Annotated in this window: 24 protein-coding genes; all 24 read left to right on the top strand. The window is 64.5% G+C overall.

The annotated features are described in order from the left end of the window. Positions 1-83: 83 nt before the first annotated feature. The 24 genes from ABIB99_RS07260 (at position 84) to ABIB99_RS07375 (ending at position 23,430) form a co-directional block, all read left to right on the top strand. Positions 84-599, top strand: coding sequence for a MarR family winged helix-turn-helix transcriptional regulator (locus ABIB99_RS07260; RefSeq protein ID WP_038943030.1), 516 nt, complete (start codon positions 84-86; stop codon positions 597-599). A gap of 175 nt (positions 600-774) precedes the next feature. Further along, a complete protein-coding gene (locus ABIB99_RS07265; protein ID WP_208089450.1) occupies positions 775-3,027 on the top strand; it encodes a TonB-dependent siderophore receptor in 2,253 nt (750 codons plus the stop codon). A 22-nt stretch (positions 3,028-3,049) separates the two neighbouring features. Then, a complete protein-coding gene (locus tag ABIB99_RS07270; RefSeq protein WP_354175324.1) occupies positions 3,050-4,186 on the top strand; it encodes a PepSY-associated TM helix domain-containing protein in 1,137 nt (378 codons plus the stop codon). Then, entirely contained in the window at positions 4,186-4,416 is a 231-nt protein-coding gene (locus tag ABIB99_RS07275; RefSeq protein WP_063982974.1) for a hypothetical protein, read from the top strand. Before ABIB99_RS07270 ends, ABIB99_RS07275 begins: the two co-directional genes overlap by 1 nt. Positions 4,417-4,664: 248 nt before the next feature. Next, positions 4,665-5,030 (top strand): NADH-quinone oxidoreductase subunit A, encoded by a 366-nt coding sequence (locus ABIB99_RS07280; protein ID WP_007603535.1) that lies wholly within the window; start codon positions 4,665-4,667, stop codon positions 5,028-5,030. Beyond that, the gene (locus ABIB99_RS07285) at positions 5,021-5,608 is read left to right on the top strand and encodes a NuoB/complex I 20 kDa subunit family protein (RefSeq protein WP_247304887.1); all 588 of its coding nucleotides are present in this window, start codon (positions 5,021-5,023) and stop codon (positions 5,606-5,608) included. The genes ABIB99_RS07280 and ABIB99_RS07285 overlap by 10 nt, the downstream gene beginning before the upstream one ends. An 11-nt stretch (positions 5,609-5,619) precedes the next feature. Then, complete coding sequence (locus tag ABIB99_RS07290; protein ID WP_166342015.1) at positions 5,620-6,231, top strand: NADH-quinone oxidoreductase subunit C; 612 nt, start codon at positions 5,620-5,622, stop codon at positions 6,229-6,231. A 2-nt stretch (positions 6,232-6,233) separates the two neighbouring features. Further along, the gene (locus tag ABIB99_RS07295) at positions 6,234-7,430 is read left to right on the top strand and encodes an NADH-quinone oxidoreductase subunit D (protein WP_354112915.1); all 1,197 of its coding nucleotides are present in this window, start codon (positions 6,234-6,236) and stop codon (positions 7,428-7,430) included. Further along, positions 7,430-8,392 (top strand): FkbM family methyltransferase, encoded by a 963-nt coding sequence (locus ABIB99_RS07300; RefSeq protein ID WP_028149051.1) that lies wholly within the window; start codon positions 7,430-7,432, stop codon positions 8,390-8,392. The genes ABIB99_RS07295 and ABIB99_RS07300 overlap by 1 nt, the downstream gene beginning before the upstream one ends. A gap of 10 nt (positions 8,393-8,402) precedes the next feature. Then, positions 8,403-9,014 (top strand): NADH-quinone oxidoreductase subunit NuoE, encoded by a 612-nt coding sequence (nuoE, locus tag ABIB99_RS07305; RefSeq protein WP_282523428.1) that lies wholly within the window; start codon positions 8,403-8,405, stop codon positions 9,012-9,014. Further along, positions 9,014-9,214 carry a hypothetical protein gene (locus ABIB99_RS07310; RefSeq protein WP_354175327.1) on the top strand — a complete coding sequence of 67 codons (201 nt, stop codon included), beginning with the start codon at positions 9,014-9,016 and terminating at the stop codon, positions 9,212-9,214. Before nuoE ends, ABIB99_RS07310 begins: the two co-directional genes overlap by 1 nt. Positions 9,215-9,229: 15 nt before the next feature. Next, the gene (gene nuoF / locus ABIB99_RS07315; protein WP_014494861.1) at positions 9,230-10,555 is read left to right on the top strand and encodes an NADH-quinone oxidoreductase subunit NuoF; all 1,326 of its coding nucleotides are present in this window, start codon (positions 9,230-9,232) and stop codon (positions 10,553-10,555) included. A 5-nt stretch (positions 10,556-10,560) separates the two neighbouring features. Then, a complete protein-coding gene (gene nuoG / locus ABIB99_RS07320; RefSeq protein WP_063982980.1) occupies positions 10,561-12,636 on the top strand; it encodes an NADH-quinone oxidoreductase subunit NuoG in 2,076 nt (691 codons plus the stop codon). Positions 12,637-12,640: 4 nt separating this feature from the next. Next, a complete protein-coding gene (gene nuoH / locus ABIB99_RS07325; RefSeq protein ID WP_063982981.1) occupies positions 12,641-13,708 on the top strand; it encodes an NADH-quinone oxidoreductase subunit NuoH in 1,068 nt (355 codons plus the stop codon). A gap of 14 nt (positions 13,709-13,722) precedes the next feature. Beyond that, positions 13,723-14,211 carry an NADH-quinone oxidoreductase subunit NuoI gene (gene nuoI, locus ABIB99_RS07330; protein WP_027529879.1) on the top strand — a complete coding sequence of 163 codons (489 nt, stop codon included), beginning with the start codon at positions 13,723-13,725 and terminating at the stop codon, positions 14,209-14,211. Between the two features lie 9 nt (positions 14,212-14,220). Next, a complete protein-coding gene (locus ABIB99_RS07335; protein WP_028149057.1) occupies positions 14,221-14,859 on the top strand; it encodes an NADH-quinone oxidoreductase subunit J in 639 nt (212 codons plus the stop codon). Continuing rightward, positions 14,856-15,164, top strand: coding sequence for an NADH-quinone oxidoreductase subunit NuoK (gene nuoK, locus ABIB99_RS07340; protein WP_008547737.1), 309 nt, complete (start codon positions 14,856-14,858; stop codon positions 15,162-15,164). The genes ABIB99_RS07335 and nuoK overlap by 4 nt, the downstream gene beginning before the upstream one ends. An 8-nt stretch (positions 15,165-15,172) precedes the next feature. Beyond that, entirely contained in the window at positions 15,173-17,251 is a 2,079-nt protein-coding gene (gene nuoL, locus ABIB99_RS07345) for an NADH-quinone oxidoreductase subunit L (RefSeq protein WP_063982982.1), read from the top strand. Further along, a complete protein-coding gene (locus ABIB99_RS07350) occupies positions 17,252-18,760 on the top strand; it encodes an NADH-quinone oxidoreductase subunit M (protein ID WP_135216787.1) in 1,509 nt (502 codons plus the stop codon). A gap of 22 nt (positions 18,761-18,782) precedes the next feature. Continuing rightward, positions 18,783-20,219 (top strand): NADH-quinone oxidoreductase subunit NuoN, encoded by a 1,437-nt coding sequence (gene nuoN / locus ABIB99_RS07355; protein WP_063982984.1) that lies wholly within the window; start codon positions 18,783-18,785, stop codon positions 20,217-20,219. A 1-nt stretch (position 20,220) separates the two neighbouring features. Further along, positions 20,221-21,027: a biotin--[acetyl-CoA-carboxylase] ligase gene (locus ABIB99_RS07360; RefSeq protein WP_063982985.1), complete on the top strand. Its 807-nt coding sequence runs from the start codon at positions 20,221-20,223 to the stop codon at positions 21,025-21,027. Further along, a complete protein-coding gene (locus ABIB99_RS07365; protein WP_354102437.1) occupies positions 21,027-22,697 on the top strand; it encodes a ribonuclease J in 1,671 nt (556 codons plus the stop codon). The genes ABIB99_RS07360 and ABIB99_RS07365 overlap by 1 nt, the downstream gene beginning before the upstream one ends. 41 nt (positions 22,698-22,738) lie before the next feature. Beyond that, positions 22,739-23,143 carry a methylmalonyl-CoA epimerase gene (mce, locus tag ABIB99_RS07370; protein ID WP_028149063.1) on the top strand — a complete coding sequence of 135 codons (405 nt, stop codon included), beginning with the start codon at positions 22,739-22,741 and terminating at the stop codon, positions 23,141-23,143. An 11-nt stretch (positions 23,144-23,154) separates the two neighbouring features. Continuing rightward, the gene (locus tag ABIB99_RS07375) at positions 23,155-23,430 is read left to right on the top strand and encodes a DUF1467 family protein (RefSeq protein WP_063982987.1); all 276 of its coding nucleotides are present in this window, start codon (positions 23,155-23,157) and stop codon (positions 23,428-23,430) included. Positions 23,431-23,441: the final 11 nt, after the last annotated feature.

Genomic DNA, 23,441 nt, shown 5'->3' on the forward strand with positions numbered 1-23,441 from the left:
CTCTTAATCGCATTTGGAATCAGGTTGGGGAGGTTGCGCTACCAGCGCTTGGCACGCCCCGGCTTTCTTGGCAGAGGTGGATCATGAGCCAGACATCGAGCAGGGACGGGCACGCATCGCCCGATGCGGACGAAAGCCACTCGCCGGCGCCGATCACCGTGATGCTGTCGTCACGGCTGATGGTGCTCGCCAATTTGCTCAAGCGCGGCGCGATCCTGCGCTACAAGCGCCTCGCCGGATTGTCCTCGGTCGAGTTCGGTCTGGTCGCCTCGCTCGGTCGCCGTCCGCCGATGAGCGTGGCGCGGCTCGCCGAAGCCGTCGGCCAGGACAAGGGCCAGATCAGCCGCGCGCTCGCGGAGCTCGTCTCGCGCAAGCTGATCGCGAAGTCGGCGAACCCGAAGGACAGCCGCGAGGTGCTGGTCGCGCTGACCGCGGCAGGGCTCGCTGCGCATGATGCGATCGTCGAAGGCGCGCAGGAGCGCAATCGGCAATTGCTCGAACAGTTGAGCAAGGACGAGTTCGAGACGCTGCTGGCGCAGATCGACCGTCTCACGGCGACAGCCGAGAAGATGCTCGAAGCCGAGAAAGTTTCACGCTGATCTCTCGGAAATCTCCGGGAATGTTGGATCATTTCTAAGAACCCTTCTAAGAGGTTTTCAATTAGGGAATTCGCGCGCGCTCACCTAAGCGTCACTGCAAGCGCCTGCCGTTGGGGGAACGACGGCATGACGCAAGCAAACAGACATGTTGGGGTGCGCGTTGAACAGTCTTCGTATGCTGCGGTCGGTCGTCTTGGCGACCGCGTCTGCTTTCGCAGTGGTACCGCAGGCATCGCTTGCGCAGTCCTCGGCGCAAGGCGGTGCGCAAAACCTGCCGTCGGTCACCGTCAACGCGCCGGAAGCACGACGCCGCGCACCTGCTGCGGCCGCCCGCCGCGTGGCGCGGCCGTCGGTAGAGACCGCCGCCAGCCGCAGACCGCTTCAGCAGCGCAATGTCGGCTTCGTCGAGACGCCGCGCGGTCCGGTGAACGGCTACGTCGCCAACCGCAGCTCGTCGGGCACTAAGACCAACACGCCGATCATGGAGACGCCGCAATCGGTGTCGGTGATCGGCGCGGACCAGATCCGCGACCAGAAGGCGACCAAGCTCGACGAGGTTCTGCGCTACACCGCCGGCGTGCGGGCTGGCACCTTCGGTGCGGACACGCGCAACGATTGGTGGCTGATCCGCGGCTTCAAGTCCGACGACATCGGACTGTTTCTCGACGGCACGCAGCTGTTCTACACGGCTTATGCGAGCTGGCGGCTTCCGCCGTCCAATATGGAGCGAGTCGAGGTGTTACGCGGCCCGTCGGCGGTGCTCTATGGTGGATCGAGCCCGAGCGGCATCGTCAACGTCATCAGCAAGATGCCGCCGACCGAGCCGATCCGCTACATCGAGACCGGCGTCAACAATTTCGGCAACGCCTATGTCGGCTTCGATGTCGGCGGGCCCGTTGCAACGCAGCCCCAGGACGGCAAGCTGTTCTACCGCGTCGTCGGCGAGATCAGGAACGGCGACACGCAGGTCAACTTCACGCCGGACAACAACTACTTCATTGCGCCGTCCTTCACCTGGAAGCCGGATGCCGATACGACTTTCACGGTTCTGGCGTCGGCATCGAAGACCGACACCCGCGGCATCAACTTCCTGCCTTACCAGGGCACGGTGACCAACGCGCCGTTCGGCAAGATCCCGACCAGCTTCTTCGCCGGCGATCCCAGCGTCGACAAGTTCACGCGCGAGCAGGAGATGCTCGGCTATCAGTTCGAGCGCAATGTCACCGACGATCTAACGTTCCGGCAGAATGCGCGATTTGCGCATATCGACCTGACCTATCGCGGTTACATCGGCAACGGCTGGGACAATATCAATGCGGCCTCTCTCGGTCGCTACAATTGGTATGCGAAGGATACCGCCAACCAGGCCGATCTCGACAACCAGCTGGAATATCGCTTCAACACCGGACCTGTCCGGCACACGATGCTGTTCGGTGTCGATCTGAAGGGCTATCAGATCGACGACTATCAGGCCTTCAACTTCGGCACCGTTCCTCCGATCAATGTGCTCAATCCGGTCTACGGCATTAACATCCCGCTCACAGGCCCGCCGTTCCGTAACTTCCTGATCACGCAGAAGCAGGCCGGCACCTACCTCCAGGACCAGATGAAGCTCGGTAACTTCACGCTGGTGCTGAGCGGCCGCAACGACTGGGTCGAGACGACGCAGGCCGCCCGTGACACTGGGGCGACGCTCGCCAGCAACAATGACAGCCAGTTCAGCGGTCGCGCAGGCTTGATCTACAATTTCGACAACGGCATCGCGCCCTACATCTCCTACGCGACGAGTTTCAACCCGATTATCGGGCTCAACGCACAAAATCAGCTGTTCCAGCCGGAGACCGGCCAGCAGGCCGAAATCGGCGTCAAGGTCGCCCCCAAGGGATTTGATGGCTACTTCACTGCCTCGGTGTTCAACCTGAAGCGCCAGAATGTACCCACTACCGATCCGATCATCACCACGCTGCAGAACCAAACCGGCGAGGTGACCTCGCGCGGCATCGAGCTCGAAGCGGTCGCAAATGCGACGAAGGAGTTAAAGTTCATCGGCGCCTTCACGGCCTATCATCTCTTCACCAGCAGGGACCTGAACCCGGCGCTGGTCGGCAAGACGCCGACCAACACGCCTGAGCTCCTGGTCTCGGGCTGGGCCGACTACACATTCAAGGACGGACCGCTTGCGGGATTCGGCTTCGGCGGCGGCGTGCGCTATGTCGGCGCCTCCTGGGCGGACGCCGCCAACACCCTCGAGGTTCCCGCGGTCGTGCTCGGCGACCTCGCGGTCCACTACGAGTGGCAGAACTGGCGCACGGCAATCAACGTGATCAACCTGACCGACAAGATCTATGTCGCAAGCTGCGCGGCGGCCTCGTCATGCTTCTACGGCGACCGCCGGCGCGTCACCGCCAGCGTCTCCTACAAGTGGTAGGCACCGGCGAGGGGAGGGCCTCGTGAAGGCGCGCACGGTCAGGCTCTGGTCCGTGGTCCACACCTGGACCAGCCTGATCTCGACCGTCTTCCTGCTGCTGCTCTGCCTGACCGGCCTGCCGCTGATCTTCCATCACGAGATCGATGAGCTCCTGGGCTATGCCCCCCAGCCCGAAGCTCATGCGGGCGCGGCGCGTGCGATGACGCAAGCCGTCGTCGACGCCGCGCTCGCAGCCGATCCCGGCCGGGTGCTCCAATATATCGCCTGGGACAAGGACGAGCCCGGGATCGTGACTGCATTCACCAACAGCGCCGTCGACGGGCTGCCTGACAACACGACCGTGCGCGCGTTCGATGCGGTGTCGACCAAGCTGCTCGGACCGGTCGGCGTCGGGCCGATGCTGATCATGCTCAAGCTGCATACCGACATGTTTGCCGGCCAGCCCGGAAAACTGTTCCTCGGCGGGATGGGCCTGCTGTTCGCAATCGCCATCATCTCCGGCGTGGTGCTGTACTGGCCGTTCACCCGCCGGCTGCGCTTTGCCACCATTCGCGGCCACGCCTCGCGCCGCGTGCGCTGGCTCGACTGGCACAATCTGATCGGCGTCGTGACGGTGGCCTGGGCACTGGTGGTTGGCCTCACCGGCGTCGTCAACACCTGGGCCGAGCTGATGCTCAACCAGTGGAAGGCCACCGAGCTTGCCAGCATGGTCGCGCCCTATGCCGGCAAGTCGCGGCCGTCACATCTGGCTTCGCTCGACGACGTCGTGGCGCGCGCGAGGCAGACGGCGCCCGGGATGGAGGTTGCCTTCATCGCGTTTCCGGGAACGCCGTTCACGTCGTCGCACCACTTCGCTGCCTTCATGCGCGGCGACACGGCGCTGACGGCGCGGCTGCTCAAGCCGGTCCTGCTCGACGGCGAAACAGGGGAGGTCGCCGACAGCCGGGCGCTGCCGGTCTATCTCCAGGCGCTCCTGATCTCGCAGCCGCTGCATTTCGGCGATTATGGCGGGTTGCCGCTCAAGGTGATCTGGGCCGTGCTCGACATTCTCACGATCGTTGTGATCGGCAGTGGCCTCTATCTCTGGCTGGCACGGCGGCGCAAGCGCGCGCCCGCCCGGACCGACGCATTCGCCAGACGAACCCCGGTCCCGTCGTGATGCATGGCTCCTCTGACCGCTCGGGCCTGTGGATACGTGTCTTTGCTGCACCCATCCTGCTCGCGGCTGCGACCATCACCGGCCTGCTGGCTGCGCTGCTCTGGGGAACGGTCGGCCAGTATGTCGCCTGGGTGACGGTGGGAGCCCCGGTGCTGGTCATTGCCTGGGTCTGGGTGCGCTGCCGCACCCAAAAAACCGGGCAATTATCGCGGACGACACGCGGCAAATAGCTGCCTCGGCCCATGTGCCGCAATCCTCGAACGGCTGCCCTGCAAAACTGTGGCCGCCCTTGCTGGGATTGGCGATCTGCTCCATACCAGCCGCGGGGCGATTCCGGGATTTCTATCGTTCTGGGGGCGGTAAAGGGCCTAAAAAGAGCGTGTCTTGCGCCCATTGGTGCACTGCGCTAAGGCTCAGAACAATTCCAAACTGGACGAATCCGTGGCTGTTCCGAGGCTGCGGGAAAAAGGGCTCGTCAATGAGCGGCATTCTGCAGAACTATCTTCCACTCGTCGTCTTTATAGGGGTAGCGGGCCTCATCGGCCTCGTGCTGCTGATCGCGCCCTTCATCGTGGCGTTCCAGCAGCCGGACCCGGAAAAACTGTCGGCATATGAGTGCGGCTTCAACGCCTTCGACGACGCTCGCATGAAGTTCGACGTCCGCTTCTATCTGGTCGCCATCCTCTTCATCATCTTCGACCTCGAGGTGGCGTTCCTGTTTCCCTGGGCGGTGGCGTTCGGCAAGCTTGGCGCGACCGGCTTCTGGTCCATGGTGGTGTTCCTCGGCGTGCTCACGGTCGGGTTCGCCTATGAATGGAAGAAAGGAGCACTGGAATGGGATTGAACCCTGCAGCGTCCACGGGTCCGGTCGTCGCGCCGGCCCCCAAGGGCATCCTTGATCCGTCGACCGGCAGGCCGGTTGGCGCCAACGATCCGTTTTTCCTCGAGGTCAACTCCGAGCTGTCCGACAAGGGCTTCTTCGTGGCCGCGACCGACGACCTCATCACCTGGGCCCGTACCGGCTCGCTGATGTGGATGACCTTCGGTCTCGCCTGCTGCGCGGTCGAGATGATGCAGGTCTCGATGCCGCGCTACGACGTCGAGCGCTTCGGCTTCGCCCCGCGTGCCTCGCCGCGCCAGTCCGACGTGATGATCGTCGCCGGCACACTGACCAACAAGATGGCGCCTGCGCTGCGCAAGGTCTACGACCAGATGCCGGAGCCGCGCTACGTCATCTCGATGGGCTCGTGCGCCAATGGCGGCGGCTACTACCACTATTCCTACTCGGTCGTGCGCGGCTGCGACCGGATCGTGCCGATCGACATCTACGTGCCGGGCTGCCCGCCCACGGCGGAAGCGCTGCTCTACGGCGTGCTGCTGCTGCAGAAGAAGATCCGCCGCACCGGCACCATCGAACGCTAAGGTTTTACGTCATGGACGACGCCAAGCTCGACGCCCTGGGGCAGACGATCGTTAGCGCGCTTCCGGGCGCCGCCATCGGTCATTCGGTTGCCTTCAACCAGCTCACGGTGGATGTCGAGGTCAGCAAGATCGTCGAGGTGGTCAAGTACCTCCGCGACGATCCGAAATGCCGGTTCATCAACTTCACCGACATCACGGCCGCGGACTATCCGTCGCGCGAAAAACGCTTCGACGTGATCTATCACTTCCTGTCTCCGACCCTGAACGCGCGGATCCGGCTCAAGGCCCAGGCCGACGAGACCACGCAGGTGCCGTCGCTGATCGACGTGTTCCCCGGCGCGGACTGGTTCGAGCGCGAGGCCTACGACCTCTATGGCGTGTTCTTCGTCGGTCACCCCGACATGCGCCGCCTGCTGACCGATTACGGTTTCGAGGGCCATCCGCTGCGCAAGGATTTCCCGACCACCGGTTTCGTCGAGGTCCGCTACGACGACCAGGAGAAGCGGGTGGTGTACGAGCCCGTCCGGCTCAACCAGGAATTCCGCAAGTTCGATTTCCTCTCGCCGTGGGAAGGGGCGGACTATCCGCTTCCCGGTGACGAGAAGGCGGGACCGAAGGTCTGATCATGAACGAGCAACCCGAACAGCTTCGCAATTTCACCATCAACTTCGGGCCCCAGCATCCGGCTGCGCACGGCGTGCTGCGTCTGGTCCTTGAGCTTGACGGCGAGATCGTTGCGCGCGTCGACCCGCATATCGGCCTGCTTCACCGCGGCACCGAGAAGCTGATCGAGCAGAAGACCTATCTCCAGGCGATCCCTTATTTCGACCGGCTCGACTACGTCGCGCCGATGAACCAGGAGCACGCCTTCTGCCTCGCCGCTGAAAAGCTGCTCGGCATCGAGGTTCCGCGCCGCGGCCAGTTGATCCGCGTGCTCTATTGCGAGATCGGCCGCATCCTCTCGCACCTCCTCAACGTCACCACGCAGGCGATGGACGTCGGCGCGCTGACCCCGCCGCTGTGGGGCTTCGAAGAGCGCGAGAAGCTGATGGTGTTCTACGAGCGCGCCTCCGGCAGCCGTATGCACGCAGCCTTCTTCCGCGTCGGCGGCGTGCATCAGGACCTGCCGCAGAAGCTGGTCGACGACATCGAGGCCTGGTGCGATCCGTTCCTGAAGGTCGTGGACGACCTCGATCGTCTCCTCACCGCCAACCGCATCTTCAAGCAGCGCAACGTCGACATCGGCGTGGTGCCGCTCAAGGAAGCCTGGGAGTGGGGTTTTTCGGGCGTCATGGTGCGCGGCTCGGGCGCGGCCTGGGACCTGCGCAAGTCGCAGCCCTATGAATGCTACGCTGAGATGGATTTCGACATCCCGATCGGCAAGAACGGCGACTGCTACGATCGTTACCTGATCCGCATGGAAGAGATGCGCCAGTCCGTGCGCATCATGAAGCAGTGCATCCAGAAGCTGAACGCAGCCGACGGGAAGGGGCCTGTCGTCGTCGAAGACAACAAGGTCGCGCCGCCGCGCCGCGGCGAGATGAAGCGCTCGATGGAAGCGCTGATCCATCACTTCAAGCTCTACACCGAAGGCGTCCACGTGCCGGCCGGCGAAGTCTACACCGCGGTCGAGGCGCCGAAGGGCGAGTTCGGCGTCTATCTGATCTCCGACGGCACCAACAAGCCGTACAAGTGCAAGATCCGCGCGCCGGGCTTTGCGCATCTTCAGGCGATGGACCACATCTGCCGCGGCCATCTGCTCGCCGACGTCTCGGCGATCCTCGGCTCGCTCGACATCGTGTTCGGAGAGGTCGATCGGTGATGGCGCAGGCGCCAATCCAGTTTGACCGTGCCTCGGGGGCCCTCGAAGGGGCCAACCTGTGGGAGCGGACGGCTGCCTTGGCGCTGGTGACGGGATCGAAGATCTCCTCGCACTTCTCGCACATGGGCTACATCGCCTGCGCGAACCTGCTGCGGAAAACGCTGCCCGAGCGCAACATCGCGATCAGGCTCAATCCCGACGCCGTGTTCGAGTTCCCCTACGGCGACGGCTATTGGAGCAAGCTGCTCAACCGCTCCTACAATTACGAGGACGAGCTGGAGGTCCTGTTCGCCGACTCCATCGACGTCGACTACACGCTGCTCGATTGCGGCGCCAATTACGGCTACTGGTCGGTGCTGGTCTCGAGCAAGCCGTTCGGATCGCACAAGGCGATCGCGATCGAGCCGTCGGGGCAGAACTATCCGAAGCTTGCCAACAACGCCCGTGTCAACGGCAACCGCTTCGAGACGCTGAAATGCGCGATCGGTGCGGCGCGCGGCACCGCGCGGCTATCAGGCACCAAGCATGAGGCCTTCAGCATCGCCGGCGCACCGTCGGCGGGCGGCGAGGACGTGCCTGTTCTCGCGCTCGACAATCTCATCGACGACGGCAAGGTGGCGGCCCACGGCAAGTACCTGATCAAGCTCGACGTCGAGGGCGTCGAGATCGAGGCGATCAAGGGCGGCGCACGGCTGCTTGAGACCGACAGCGTCATCATGTGCGAGGAGCACGGCAGCGACCGCTCTCATGCGGTGTCGCGCTTTATCCTCGAACAGACGCCGCTGAAGCTGATCGTGTTCGATCCGCGCAGCAACCGGATGGAGACCGTGACCGAGCTGTCGATCCTCGACCGCATCAAGGTCTCGACCCACGTCGGCTACAACGTTTTCGGCACCGCAAGCGCATTCTGGCAGGACAGGATCGATGCCCTGAATGCGAAAACCGCGCGCCGTATGCAGTGAGAGATAAGAGATGTCCGTTCGCCGATTAGCACCGAAGGAAGTCCAGCCCGCGAGCTTTGCGTTCACGGATGAGAACCTCGCGTTCGCCAAGCAGCAGATCGCGAAATATCCGGCCGGCCGGCAAGCCTCCGCTGTCATCGCCATCCTCTGGCGCGTCCAGGAACAGCACGACGGCTGGGTGTCGGAAGCCGCGATCCGCGCCGTCGCCGATCTGCTCGATATGCCCTATATCCGCGTGCTCGAGGTCGCGACCTTCTACACGATGTTCCAGCTCGCTCCCGTCGGCAAGAAGGCCCACGTCCAGGTCTGCGGCACCACGCCGTGCCGCCTGCGCGGCGCCGAGGATCTCATCCACGTCTGCGAGCACCGCATCCACCACGAGCCGTTCCATCTGTCCAAGGACGGCAATTTCAGCTGGGAAGAGGTGGAGTGCCTCGGCGCCTGCGTGAATGCGCCGATGGTGCTGATCGGCAAGGACACCTATGAGGATTTGACCAAGGAAACCTTTGGCAAGGTGCTCGACGGCTTCGCCTCGGGCAATCCGCCGAAGCCCGGTCCGCAGAACGGCCGCCAGTTCTCGGCGCCGACGGGTGGGCCGACCACGCTGAAGGAGATCACCTGATGCGCGATCTCCCCGCAATTGGAGGGAACGAGGCCGTGAACATATGGGGCTTCGTCGCCATGCACGCCGCGGTCGCGGCCGCCTTCATGTTCCTGCTGCAGCGCTTCGTGATGAACGCGACGCAGGAGAGCAGCCTACTCTGGGCGCTGACCTTCGCCGTCTGCGCCGCCGGACTCGCCTACAAGCAGTCCAATCGTTGATCGGAAAGCACTGAAATGCTCGAGGACAAGGACCGCATCTTCAAGAACCTCTACGGCCTCCACGACTGGGGGCTCGAGGGCGCGCGGCGCCGCGGCGCCTGGGATGGTACGAAGAATATCATCGACAAGGGCCGTGACTGGATCATCAACGAGATGAAGGCCTCGGGCCTGCGCGGGCGCGGTGGCGCCGGCTTCCCGACCGGCCTGAAATGGTCGTTCATGCCGAAGGAATCGACCGACGGCCGGCCGAGCTATCTCGTCGTCAACGCCGACGAATCCGAGCCCGGCACCTGCAAGGATCGCGAGATCATGCGGCACGATCCGCATCTCCTGATCGAAGGCTGCCTGATCGCGAGCTGCGCGATGAACGCGCATGCCTGCTACATCTATGTCCGCGGCGAGTTCATCCGCGAGCGCGAGCATCTCCAGGCCGCGATCGACCAGGCCTATGAGGCGAAGCTCGTCGGCAAGGACAATGTCAACGGCTGGCCGTTCGACATCTACGTCGCGCACGGCGCCGGCGCCTACATCTGCGGCGAGGAGACCGCGCTGCTCGAAAGCCTCGAAGGCAAGAAGGGCCAGCCGCGCCTGAAGCCGCCGTTCCCGGCCAATGTCGGCCTGTTCGGCTGCCCGACTACCGTCAACAACGTCGAGTCGATCGCGGTTGCGCCCGACATCCTGCGCCGCGGCGCGGCCTGGTTCGCCGGCATCGGCCGTCCGAATAATGTCGGCACCAAGCTCTTCTGCATCTCCGGCCATGTCGAGCGGCCCTGCAACGTCGAAGAGGCCATGGGCATTCCGTTCCGTGAGCTGATCGAGAAGCATTGCGGCGGCATCCGCGGCGGCTGGGACAACCTCAAGGCCGTGATCCCTGGTGGCTCCTCGGTGCGCATGGTGCCGGCCGAACAGATCATCGACACGCCGATGGATTTCGATTCCCTGAGCAAGCTGCGCTCGGGCCTCGGCACCGCGGCGGTGATCGTGATGGACAAGTCGACCGACCTGATCCGCTCCATCGCCCGCATCTCCTATTTCTACAAGCATGAGAGCTGTGGCCAGTGCACGCCATGCCGCGAAGGCACGGGCTGGATGTGGCGCGTCTTGACCCGCATGGCCGACGGCCGCGCCCACAAGCGCGAGATCGACATGCTGCTCGAAGTCACAAAGCAGGTCGAAGGCCACACCATCTGCGCGCTCGGCGACGCAGCCGCCTGGCCGATCCAGGGCCTCATCGCGCATTTCCGTCACGAGATCGAAGCGCGCATCGACCAGTATTCGCACAAGGCTGACATCGACGATATCGGCGTCCGCGATCCCGTGAACATGGTCGCGGCGGAGTAGAGAGAATGACCAAGCTCATCATCGACGGCAAAGAGATCGATGTCCCCGCCGAGTACACGCTGCTCCAGGCGTGCGAAGCCGCGGGCGCCGAGATTCCGCGCTTCTGCTATCACGAGCGGCTGTCGATCGCCGGCAATTGCCGGATGTGCCTCGTCGAAGTGAAGGGCGGCCCGAAGCCGGTCGCAAGCTGCGCCTGGGGCGTGCGCGATTGCCGTCCGGGCCCCAAGGGCGAGCCGCCGGAAATCTCCACGCGTTCGCCGATGGTGAAGAAGGCGCGCGAAGGCGTGATGGAATTCCTTCTCATCAACCATCCGCTGGACTGCCCGATCTGCGACCAGGGTGGCGAGTGCGACCTTCAGGACCAGGCGATGGGCTATGGTGTCGACACCAGCCGCTTCGCCGAGAACAAGCGCGCGGTCGAGGACAAGTATCTCGGCGCGCTGGTCAAGACCTCGATGAACCGCTGCATCCAGTGCACGCGCTGCGTCCGCTTCTCGGCGGAAGTCGCCGGCGCGCCCGAGATGGGCGCCACCGGCCGCGGCGAGGACATGGAGATCACGACCTATCTCGAGCACGCGCTGACGTCCGAATTGCAGGGCAATCTCGTCGATATCTGCCCGGTCGGCGCGCTGACCTCGAAGCCCTATGCTTTTGCGGCGCGCCCGTGGGAGCTCGGCAAGACCCAGTCGATCGACGTGATGGACGGCATCGGCTCGGCGATCCGCGTCGACACCCGTGGCCGTGAGGTGATGCGCGTGCTGCCGCGCATCAACGAGGCCGTGAACGAGGAGTGGATCTCCGACAAAACCCGCCACGTCGTCGACGGCCTGCGCACGCAGCGTCTCGACCGGCCCTATATCCGCGAAGCCGGCAAGCTGCGGGCGGCGAGCTGGCCGGAAGCCTTTGCCGCGATCGCCGCGAAGGCGGCGCGCACCGACGGCAAGCGCATCGGCGCGATCGCCGGTGACCTCGCCGGCGTCGAAGAGATGTTCGCGCTGAAGGACCTGCTGGCCAAGTACGGCTCGGGCAATCTGGCGGTGCAGGGCGGCGACGCCTTCGATCCCGCGCTCGGCCGCGGCTCCTACATCTTCAATCCGACGCTGGTCGGCGTCGAGCAGGCCGATGCGCTGCTCATCATCGGCGCCAATCCGCGCAAGGAAGCGGCCGTGTTCAACGCCCGCATCCGCAAGCGCTGGCGCGCCGGCGGCTTCAAGGTCGGCGTGATCGGCGCCAAGCTCGACCTGACCTACGACTATGATCATCTGGGTGCAGGCACCGACACGCTTGGCGAGCTCGCGGCCGGCAAGCACTCCTTCATGGACGTGCTGAAGAACGCCAAGAACCCGATCATCCTGGTCGGCGCGGGCGCGACCTCCCGTCACGACGGCGCCGCCATTCTTGCCGCCGCCGGCAAACTCGCGCTCGATGTCGGCGCGGTGAAGGACGGCTGGAACGGCTTTGGCGTGCTGCACGAGACCGCCTCGCGCGTCGGTGCGCTCGATGTCGGCTTTGTCGCCGGTAGCGGCGGGCTGAACGCGGCGCAGATGACGACCTTCGGCACGCTGGACCTGTTGTTCCTGCTTGGCGCCGACGAGATCAAGCCGTCGGACGGCACCTTCGTCGTCTATATCGGCACCCATGGCGACCGCGGCGCGCATCGCGCCGACGTCATCCTGCCGGCGGCCGCCTACACCGAGAAGTCCGCGATCTACGTCAACACCGAAGGCCGCGTGCAGATGACCGGCCGTGCCGCGTTCCCGCCGGGCGAAGCCCGCGAGGACTGGGCGATCGTCCGCGCGCTGTCGGAGGCGCTCGGCAAGAAGCTCGGCTATGACTCGCTGTCGGCGCTCCGCCAGGCGATCTTCAAGGCCGTGCCGCACCTGATCCGTCTCGACCAGATCGAAGCCGGCGCCGCCGACCAGATCAAGAAGCTGGCGGGGAAGGGCGGCTCGCCGGAGAAGGCGCCGTTCAAGCCGGCGATCGAGGACTTCTATTTGACCAACCCAATCGCGCGTGCGTCCGCCGTGATGGCGGAATGCTCGCGGCTTGCCTCCGGGCAGATGCTGACCGCAGCGGAGTGAGCCGATGGAATTCTTCGAAAGCGCATTCTGGACCGGTTTCCTCTGGCCGCTGATCATCATGGTCGCGGAGAGCGTCCTGGTGCTCGTCGTCCTGCTGGTCGCGATCGCCTACATCCTGCTCGCCGACCGCAAGATCTGGGCGGCGGTGCAGATCCGCCGCGGCCCGAACGTGGTCGGCCCCTGGGGCCTGCTGCAGTCCTTCGCTGACCTGCTGAAGTTCGTGCTGAAGGAGCCGATCATCCCGTCCGGCGCCAACAAGGGCGTGTTTCTCCTTGCTCCCTTGGTCTCATGCGTGCTCGCGCTCGCGGCTTGGGCGGTGATCCCGACCAATCTCGGCTGGGTGATCTCCGACATCAATGTCGGCGTGCTCTTCATCTTCGCGATCTCGTCGCTGTCGATCTACGGCATCATCATGGCCGGCTGGTCGTCGAACTCGAAATACCCGTTCCTGGCCGCGCTGCGCTCGGCGGCGCAGATGGTGTCCTACGAGGTCTCGATCGGCTTCGTCATCATCACCGTGCTGCTCTGCGCCGGCACGCTGAACCTGTCGGCCGTGGTCGAGGCACAGCATGCCCGCGGCCTTGCCAGCCTGATCGGGTTGCCGCAGCTCACCATCCTGAACTGGTATGTGTGGCCGCTGTTCCCGATGTTCGTCATCTTCTACGTCTCGGCGTTGGCGGAAACCAACCGTCCGCCGTTCGACCTCGTCGAAGCTGAATCAGAGCTCGTCGCCGGCTTCATGGTCGAGTACGGCTCGACGCCGTATCTGCTGTTCATGCTCGGCGAATATGTCGCGATCGTCACGATGTGCGCGCTGGCGACGATCCTGTTCCTCGGAGGCTGGCTGCCGCCGGTGGATCTGCCGCCCTTCAACTGGGTGCCGGGGATCATCTGGTTCTCGCTCAAAGTGTTCTTCATGTTCTTCCTGTTCGCGATGGCAAAGGCGATCGTGCCGCGCTACCGCTACGACCAATTGATGCGCCTCGGCTGGAAGGTTTTCCTGCCGCTGTCGCTGGCGATGGTGGTCGTGGTGGCCGGTGTGCTGCATTTCGCCGGCATCGCGCCGAAGTGAGGGCCGTCATGGGTATCAACATCAACGCCACCGCACGCTCGCTCCTGCTGTCGGAATTCGTCTCGGCGTTCTTCCTCGCCATGCGCTATTTCTTCCAGCCGAAGCCGACGCTGAACTATCCCTTCGAGAAGGGCCCGATCTCGCCGCGCTTCCGCGGCGAGCATGCGCTGCGCCGCTATCCGAACGGCGAAGAGCGCTGCATCGCCTGCAAGCTGTGCGAAGCCATTTGCCCGGCGCAGGCCATCACCATCGAGGCCGGCCCGCGCCGCAACGACGGCACCCGCCGCACCGTGCGCTACGACATCGACATGGTGAAGTGCATCTATTGCGGCCTCTGCCAGGAGGCCTGTCCGGTCGACGCCATCGTCGAAGGTCCGAACTTCGAGTTCGCGACCGAGACCCGCGAGGAACTGTTCTATGACAAGGCCAAGCTGCTCGCCAATGGCGACCGCTGGGAACGCGAGATCGCGAAAGCGATCGAGCTCGACGCGCCGTACCGGTGAGATGAGAGCATGATCCTTCCCGCGCTGTTCTTCTATCTCTTCGCCGGCGTCTGCGTCGCCTCGGCGGTGATGGTGATTGTCTCGCGCAATCCCGTGCACTCCGTGCTGTACCTGATCCTGGCCTTCGTCAACGCCTCCGGCCTGTTCGTGCTCATGGGCGCCGAATTCCTCGCGATGATCCTGATCGTCGTCTATGTCGGCGCCGTCGCGGTGCTGTTCCTGTTCGTGATCATGATGCTCGACGTCGACTTCCTCGAGCTGCGCGAGGGCTTCATCGAGTACCTGCCGGTGGGCCTCGTGATCGGCGGCATCTTCCTGTTCGAACTGCTGCTCACCGTCGGCTTCTGGGTCATCAACCCCGGCGTCTCCAAGACGATCACGGCGGCGATCCCGACCAATGTCAGCAACACCGAGGCGCTCGGGCTCGTGCTCTATACGAAGTACATCCACTACTTCCAGCTCGCGGGCATGGTGCTGCTGGTCGCCATGATCGGCGCCATCGTGCTGACGCTGCGCCACAAGGCGAACGTGAAGCGGCAGGACATCAACGTTCAGAATGCACGCACGCCCGAGATGGCGATGGCGATGCGCAAGGTGGCGTCGGGGCAGGGGCTCCAGGACAGCGACGCGGCGGAGTGGGTGAAATGACGATCGGGCTCGGACATTATCTGGCGGTCGGCGCAATCCTGTTCACGCTCGGGATCCTCGGCATCTTCCTGAACCGCAAGAACATCATCGTCATCCTGATGTCGATCGAGCTGATCCTGCTCTCGGTCAACATCAACCTCGTCGCGTTCTCGACCTTCCTCGGCGACATCGTCGGCCAGGTCTTCGCATTGCTGGTGCTGACTGTTGCGGCCGCGGAAGCCGCGATCGGTCTCGCCATCCTGGTGGTCTATTTCCGCAACCGCGGCTCGATCGCGGTTGAGGACGTCAATCTGATGAAGGGCTGAGCTCAGTCATGGTTCAGGCGATTGTCTTTCTGCCTCTGCTGGGCGCCATCCTTGCTGGCCTGATCGCGCTATTCGGCGCGCATGCCCGCAACCCCTCGGGCGATGAGGTCGAGCATCACGGCGATCATGGCCACGGCGACGCGCACGCGTCGGCGGCCCATGACGACCATGGTCACGACGATCACGGTCATGATGACCACGGCCATGGCCCGGTCGAGCCGCCGGCCGCGGGCTCGCGCGGCGCCGAGCTGATCACGACCGCGCTGCTGTTCGTCTCGGCGGCGCTGTCCTGGATGACGCTGGTCGATGTCGGCTTCATGCACCACGACATGCGGATTCCGCTGTTGCCCTGGATCATGTCGGGCGACCTCCAGGTCTACTGGACGCTGCGGGTCGACACGCTCACCGCCGTGATGCTGGTGGTGGTGACGACCGTGTCCTCGCTCGTGCACCTCTATTCCATCGGCTACATGGACGAGGATCCGTATCGGCCGCGCTTCTTCGGCTATCTCTCGCTGTTCACCTTCGCCATGCTGATGCTGGTGACGGCCGACAACCTCGTGCAGCTGTTCTTCGGCTGGGAAGGCGTGGGTCTCGCCAGCTATCTCCTGATCGGCTTCTGGTACCAGAAGCCGTCGGCGAACGCGGCGGCGATCAAGGCCTTCGTGGTCAACCGCGTCGGCGATTTCGGCTTCGCGCTCGGCATTTTCGCGATCTTCATGCTGACGAGCTCGACCGATTTCGAGACCATCTTCCATGCAGCTCCGAGCCTGACCGGCAAGACCATCGACTTCCTCGGCTGGCACGCCGACGCGCTGACCCTGACTTGCCTCCTGCTGTTCATGGGCGCGATGGGCAAGTCGGCGCAGTTCCTGCTGCACACCTGGTTGCCGGACGCGATGGAAGGCCCGACCCCGGTCTCCGCGCTGATCCACGCCGCGACCATGGTCACCGCCGGCGTGTTCATGGTGGCGCGCCTGTCGCCGCTGTTCGAACTCGCCCCGAACGCGCAGGCCGTCGTGATGTTCTTCGGCGCCACCACGGCGTTCTTCGCCGCGACCATCGGTCTCGTCCAGAACGACATCAAGCGCATCGTCGCGTACTCGACCTGTTCGCAGCTCGGCTACATGTTCGTGGCGATGGGAGCAGGGGCCTATTCGGTCGGCATGTTCCACCTGTTCACGCACGCCTTCTTCAAGGCGCTGCTGTTCTTGGGTTCCGGCTCGGTGATCTACGCGATGCACCACGAGCAGGACATCCGCAACATGGGCGGCCTCTGGCGCAAGATCCCCTACACCTATGCGGTGATGGTGATCGGCACGCTGGCGCTCACGGGCTTCCCGCTCACGGCGGGCTATTTCTCCAAGGACGCGATCATCGAGTCCGCCTACGCCTCGCATAATCCGTTCGCGATGTACGGCTTCCTGATGACGGTCGTCGCCGCCGGCCTGACCTCGTTCTACTCCTGGCGCCTGATCTTCAAGACCTTCCACGGCGAGCCCCATGACGAGCATCACTACGAGGCCGCGCATGAGGCTCCGCTCTGGATACTGATCCCGATCGGCGTTCTCGCGGTCGGCTCGATCGTCGCGGGCTTCCCGTTCAAGGAGCTGTTCGCCGGTCACGGCGTCGAGGAGTTCTTCCGCGAGTCCGTGAAGATGAACCCGCACATCATCGAGGAGATGCACCACATCCCCGAGACCATCGCCATCCTGCCGACGGTGATGATGGTGCTGGGCTTCCTGGTGTCGTATCTGTTCTACATCCGCCGGCCGTATCTGCCGGTCGAGCTCGCGAACACGCAGCCGATGCTGTACCAGTTCCTGCTCAACAAATGGTACTTCGACGAGCTCTACGATCTCATCTTCGTCCGCCCGGCGAAGTGGATCGGCTATCAGCTCTGGAAGAAGGGTGATGGCTTCATCATCGACGGTCTCGGTCCCGACGGTATCTCGGCCCGCGTGCTGGACGTCACCCGCAACGTGGTGAAGATCCAGACCGGCTATCTCTATCACTACGCGTTCGCCATGCTGATCGGCGCCGCCGGCCTGATCACCTGGTTCATGTTCGGCTTTGGAGGCCAGTAAATGACAACCTGGCCAATCCTTTCGGTCACGACGTTCCTGCCGCTGGTTGGCGCGCTGATCGTCTATCTCAGCCGAGGCGATGACGAGGCGGCCCGGCGCAATGCGCGCTGGATCGCGCTGTGGACCACGCTGATCACCTTCGCGGTGTCGGTGATCCTGGTGATGCGCTTCGATCCGTCGAGCGCCGACTTCCAGTTCGTCGAGAAGGCGAACTGGCTCGCCACCGGCATCACCTACCACATGGGCGTCGACGGCATCTCGCTGCCGCTGGTGATCCTGACCACCGCCATCATGCCGTTCTGCATCATCGCGAGCTGGAAGGCGATCACCAACCGCGTCCGCGAATACATGATGGCGTTCCTGATCCTGGAAACGCTGATGATCGGCACCTTCTCGGCGCTCGATCTCGTGCTGTTCTACCTGTTCTTCGAGGGCGGCCTGATCCCGATGTTCCTGATCATCGGCGTCTGGGGCGGTCCGCGCCGGGTCTACGCGTCGTTCAAGTTCTTCCTCTACACGCTGCTCGGCTCGGTGCTGATGCTGCTCGCCATCATGGCGCTGTACTGGAACGGCGGCACCACCGACATCCCGACCCTGATGCACACCGCCGTGCCGCGATCCCTGCAGACCTGGGCGTGGCTCGCCTTCTTCGCGTCGTTCGCGGTGAAGATGCCGATGTGGCCGGTGCACACCTGGCTCCCCGACGCCCACGTCGAGGCGCCGACCGCGGGCTCGGTGGTTCTGGCCGCGATCCTGCTGAAGATGGGCGGCTATGGCTTCCTGCGCTTCTCGCTGCCGATGTTCCCCCTGGCCTCGCACGACTTCGCGCCGCTGATCTTCACGCTCTCCGCGATTGCGATCATCTACACCTCGCTGGTGGCGCTGATGCAGGAGGACATGAAGAAGCTGATCGCGTACTCGTCAGTGGCGCATATGGGCTTCGTCACCATGGGCATCTTCGCCGGCACTATGCAGGGCGTCGCCGGCGGCGTGTTCCAGATGATCTCGCACGGCATCGTCTCCGGCGCGCTGTTCCTCTGCGTCGGCATCGTCTACGACCGCATGCACACCCGCGAGATCGCGGCCTATGGCGGCCTCGTCAACCGGATGCCGCTCTACGCGCTGACCTTCATGATCTTCACCATGGCCAATGTCGGTCTGCCCGGCACCTCCGGATTCGTCGGCGAGTTCATGACGCTGCTCGGCACCTTCAAGGTCTCGATCCCGACCGCGTTCTTCGCGACCTTCGGCGTGATCCTGTCGGCCTGCTACGCGCTGTGGCTGTACCGCAAGGTCGTGTTCGGGGCGCTGGTCAAGCCGTCGCTGGCGAGCATGAAGGATCTCACTTTCCGCGAGTGCGTGACGCTGTTCCCGCTGATCGCGCTGACGATCCTGTTCGGCGTCTATCCGAAGCCGGTGCTCGACATGTCGGCAGTCTCGGTCCAGCAACTCGTCAATAATTACAACACCGCTGTGACGGCCGTGAAGGCCGCCGCACTGCTCCAGTGATCGGGCAGGTCAGGATATCGCCATGAGCTTTGAGACTGCAGGTTATCAACTGGCGCCGGTGCTGCCCGAGATTGTGCTCGCGGTCGGCGCCATGGCACTCTTGATGCTGGGGGCCTATCGCGGGCAGGAGACCACCAAGACCGTCACGACGCTTTCGGTCCTGCTGCTGGTCGTGGTCGGCGTGCTCGTCTACGCACAGCCTGCGGGCAAGCACGTCACCTTCGGCGGCAGCTTCATCGTCGACGATTTTGCCCGCTTCATGAAGATCCTGGCCCTGATCGGCTCGGCGGTGACGCTGGTGCTGTCGACCGAGTTCCTGTCGGACCCGTCGCGCCGGATCTTCGAATACGCGATCCTGGTGCTGCTCTCGACGCTCGGCATGATGGTGCTGATCTCGGCCGGCGACTTGATCTCGCTCTATCTCGGCCTCGAGCTGATGTCGCTCGCGCTCTATGTCGTGGCGGCCTCGAACCGCGACAACGCCAAGTCGACCGAAGCCGGCCTGAAGTACTTCGTGCTCGGCGCGCTGTCCTCGGGCATGCTGCTCTACGGTTCCTCGCTGGTCTACGGCTTCACCGGCACGGTCAGCTTCACCGGCATCGCGGCGGCCGCGACGGTCTCGAATATCGGCCTGGTGTTCGGCCTGGTCTTCCTGCTCGCCGGCCTCTGCTTCAAGGTCTCGGCCGTGCCGTTCCACATGTGGACGCCTGACGTCTACGAGGGCGCGCCGACGCCGGTCACCGCCTTCTTCGCCTCGGCGCCGAAGGTGGCCGCGCTCGCCGTTTTCACGCGCGTCACGCTGACCGCGTTCCCCGGCATCGTCTCGCAGTGGCAGCAGATCCTGGTGTTCGTGGCGATCGCCTCGATGGCGCTCGGCTCTTTCGCCGCGATCGGCCAGTCCAACATCAAGCGCCTGATGGCTTATTCCTCGATCGGCCACATGGGCTTTGCCCTGGTCGGCCTCGCCTCCGGCACGGTCGAGGGCGCGCAGGGCGTCTTGATGTACATCGTGATCTATGTGGCGATGACGCTCGGCTCGTTCTCGGTCATTCTGGCGATGAAGCGCAACGGCCAGGCCGTCGAGAAGATCAGCGATTTCGCCGGTCTGTCGCGGACCAATCCGCTGCTCGCCTTCATGTTCGCGATGCTGCTGTTTTCGCTCGCCGGAATCCCGCCGCTCGCCGGCTTCTTCGCCAAATGGTACGTCTTCGTCGCCGCCATCAAGGCGAACCTGTTCACGCTCGCCGTCATCGGCGTGTTGACCAGCGTCGTGGGCGCCTACTACTACCTGACCATCGTTAAGACGATGTACTTCGACGAGCCGGCCGGTCAGGTCGATCCGGTGCGCGTCGAGGTGAAGACTGTGCTGGCTGTCTTTGGCCTGTTCAACATCCTCTTCGCGCTGTTCGCGGGCCCGGTGGTGAGCGTCGCCTCCGCCGCGGCAAAGTCGCTGTTTTAGGATGGGGTTCGCGCTCGGTCCTCGCGCACTCTCGGCGGGCTACAAGCTCGCAGCTTTCGAACGGACCGGCTCGACCAACACCGACGCCATCGAGCACGCGCGGGCCGGCGAACGCGGCCCGATGTGGTTCGTCACCTCCGACCAGACCGCCGGCCGCGGCCGCCGCCAGCGCGCCTGGATCGCGCCAAAGGGCAATCTCGCCGCCAGCGTCCTCGAGGTCCTGGATATTGCGCCTGCAGTCGCCGCCACCATCGGGTTTGCGGCGGGGCTTGCGGAAGAGGCGGCGCTGGAGAAGGTCAGCCTCGAGGCCGCGTTGCGGCTTGGTCCTGAGCGGCCCAGATACGCCCTGAAATGGCCGAATGACGTCCTCGCGGGCGGCAAGAAGCTGGTCGGCATTGGCCTCGAAGCCGAGGCTATCGGCGATCGTCTCGCCGTCGTCGTCGGCATCGGCACCAACGTCGTGGCGGCGCCGGAGGGGACGCCGACGCCGGCCGTTTCGCTGGCCGCACTCGGCGTCCAGATCAGCGCGGAAGAGCTGTTCTCGGCGCTGTCGGACGCCTGGGTCGAGTTCCTCGGCATCTGGAACAATGGCCGCGGCTTTGCGGAGATCCGCAAACTCTGGCTGGAGCGCGCCTGCGGCCTCGGCGAACGGGTCGCGATCAACACGGGAACGATGACGCTGGAAGGCATTTTCGACACCATCGACGACACTGGCTGCCTGATCGTCCGCACCGTTGACGGCCGACGCCTGCCGGTGGCGGCCGGCGAGGTGTTCTTCGGCTCGGCCGCCTCCGTGGGAGCTGCGTGATGGCGAAGCCTGACGAACTGGTATTTGCGCCGCTCGGCGGCGTCGGCGAGATCGGCATGAATTTGTCGATCTACGGCCTCGGCAACCGCCAGCAGCGCGCCTGGCTGGCGGTCGATCTCGGCGTCTCCTTCGGCGACGAGGAGCATCTGCCGGGCATCGACCTGATCATGCCCGACATCAGCTTCCTGGAGAAGGAACGCAAGAATCTGATGGGCCTGGTGCTCACCCACGCCCATGAGGACCATTTCGGCGCCATCATCGACCTCTGGCCGAAGCTGAAATGCCCGATCTATGCCACGCAGTTCAGCGCGGCGCTGTTCGAGGCCAAATGCGCCGCCGAGCGCAACGCGCCGAAAATCCCCGTGACGGTGGTGCCGTCGGGCGGCCGCGTCGATATCGGCCCGTTCAACGTCGAGTTCATTCCCGTCGCGCATTCGATCCCGGAAGCGCACGCGCTGGCGATCCACACTGACGTCGGCACGGTGCTGCACACCGGCGACTGGAAGATCGACCCGACCCCGACGCTCGGGAGCCCGACCGACGAGAAGCGGCTGCGCGAACTCGGCGAGGAGGGCGTGCTCGCCCTGATCGGCGATTCCACCAATGCCGTGCGTGACGGCCGCTCGCCCTCGGAAGCCGAGGTCGCGCGAACCATCATCGATCTGGTCAAGGGCGCCAAGGGTCGCGTCGCGGTGACGACCTTCGCCTCCAACGTCGCGCGCATCAAGGCCGTCGCTGCCGCGGCCAGGGCTGCCGATCGCGAGGTCGTCGTGGTCGGCCGCGCCATGGAGCGCGTGGTGCAGGTCGCGCGCGAGACCGGTTATCTCGACGGCGTGCAGAACTTCCGCTCGCCCGAGGTCTACGGCCATCTTCCGCAGGACAAGGTGCTGGCGCTGTGCACCGGCAGCCAGGGCGAGCCGCGCGCGGCACTGGCGCGCATCGCCAATGACGACCATCCCGAGATCACGCTCAACCGCGGCGACAGCGTGATCTTCTCCTCGCGCACCATCCCGGGCAACGAGAAGGCCGTCGGCTCCATCATCAACAATCTGGTGCTGCAGGGCGTCGAGGTCCTTACCGACCGCGACCATCTGGTCCACGTCTCCGGCCATCCCCGCCGCGACGAATTGCGCGACATGATCGCCTGGACCAAGCCGCAGCTCCTGATCCCCGTCCATGGCGAGGCGCTGCACCTGAACGAGCATGCCAAGCTCGCGCGCGCCGCCGGCGTGCCGCGCGTCCTGGTCGTTCGCAACGGCGACCTGATCAAGCTCGGCCCGGGTGATCCCGGCATCATCGGCGAGGTGCCCTCCGGCCGGATCTACAAGGACGGCACGATCTTGGAGGACTCCAAGTCCCGCGCCGTGGTCGAGCGTCGCCGCATGGCTTTCTCCGGCTGCGCCTTCGTCGCGGTCGCGATGACGGAGCAGGGCGAGCTTGCCGACGATCCCGAGGTCGATCTCGTCGGCATTCCCGAGAAGAACCGGGACGGCGAGCCCTTCGACGACATCGTCTTCGACGCCGTGGTCTCCACCATCGAGGGCCTGCCGAAGGCGCGCCGCCGCGATGCGGATGCCCTGGCTGAGTCGGTGCGACGCGCTGTCCGGGCCGTCATCAACGAACATTGGGGCAAAAAGCCCCCCTGTCTGGTACACGTCCTGACGGTGTAGTTGAGCATGGTCTTCGGATCATGCGCTGAGGGAGAAGAAACATGCTGGGTCGCCTCAACCACGTCGCGATCGCGACCAAGGACGCCGTCAAGTCCGCCAAGATCTATGGCGCCGCGTTCGGGGCGCAGATCTCGGAGGCGGTCGCGCTGCCCGAGCATGGCGTCACCACCGTGTTCGCGACGCTGCCCAATACCAAGATCGAGTTCATCGAGCCGCTCGGCGAGGCCTCGCCGATCGCGAAGTTCCTCGAGCGCAATGCCGACGGCGGCATCCACCATATCTGCTACGAGGTCGTCGACATCATCGCCTCGCGTGACACGCTGGTGAAGGAGGGCGCGCGGGTGCTCGGCGACGGCGTGCCGAAGATCGGCGCCCACGGCAAGCCGGTGCTGTTCCTGCACCCGAAGGACTTTTCCGGGGCGCTGGTCGAAATCGAGCAGGCGTAGGGCGCCGGATCATGGCCATCCAGATATCGACCGCGCTTGCGATCTACTTCGTCATCTGGTGGATCGCGCTGTTTCTGACGCTGCCGTTCGGCGTGCGCAGCCAGCACGAGGACGGCGTCGGCGCGCCCGGCACCGACCCCGGCGCACCGGTCCTGACGCGGATGAGAGGCAAGCTGATCTGGACCACGATCATCTCGGCGATCATCTACGGGATCGGCATCGCGGCCTATCATGCCGGCTATCTTTCGATCGAGCGCTTGTCCAGATTGATGGGAATGCCGTTCTAGACGTTTTTGCC

This window comes from Bradyrhizobium sp. LA6.1 (assembly GCF_040547805.1).
Classification (GTDB): Bacteria; Pseudomonadota; Alphaproteobacteria; order Rhizobiales; family Xanthobacteraceae; genus Bradyrhizobium; species Bradyrhizobium barranii.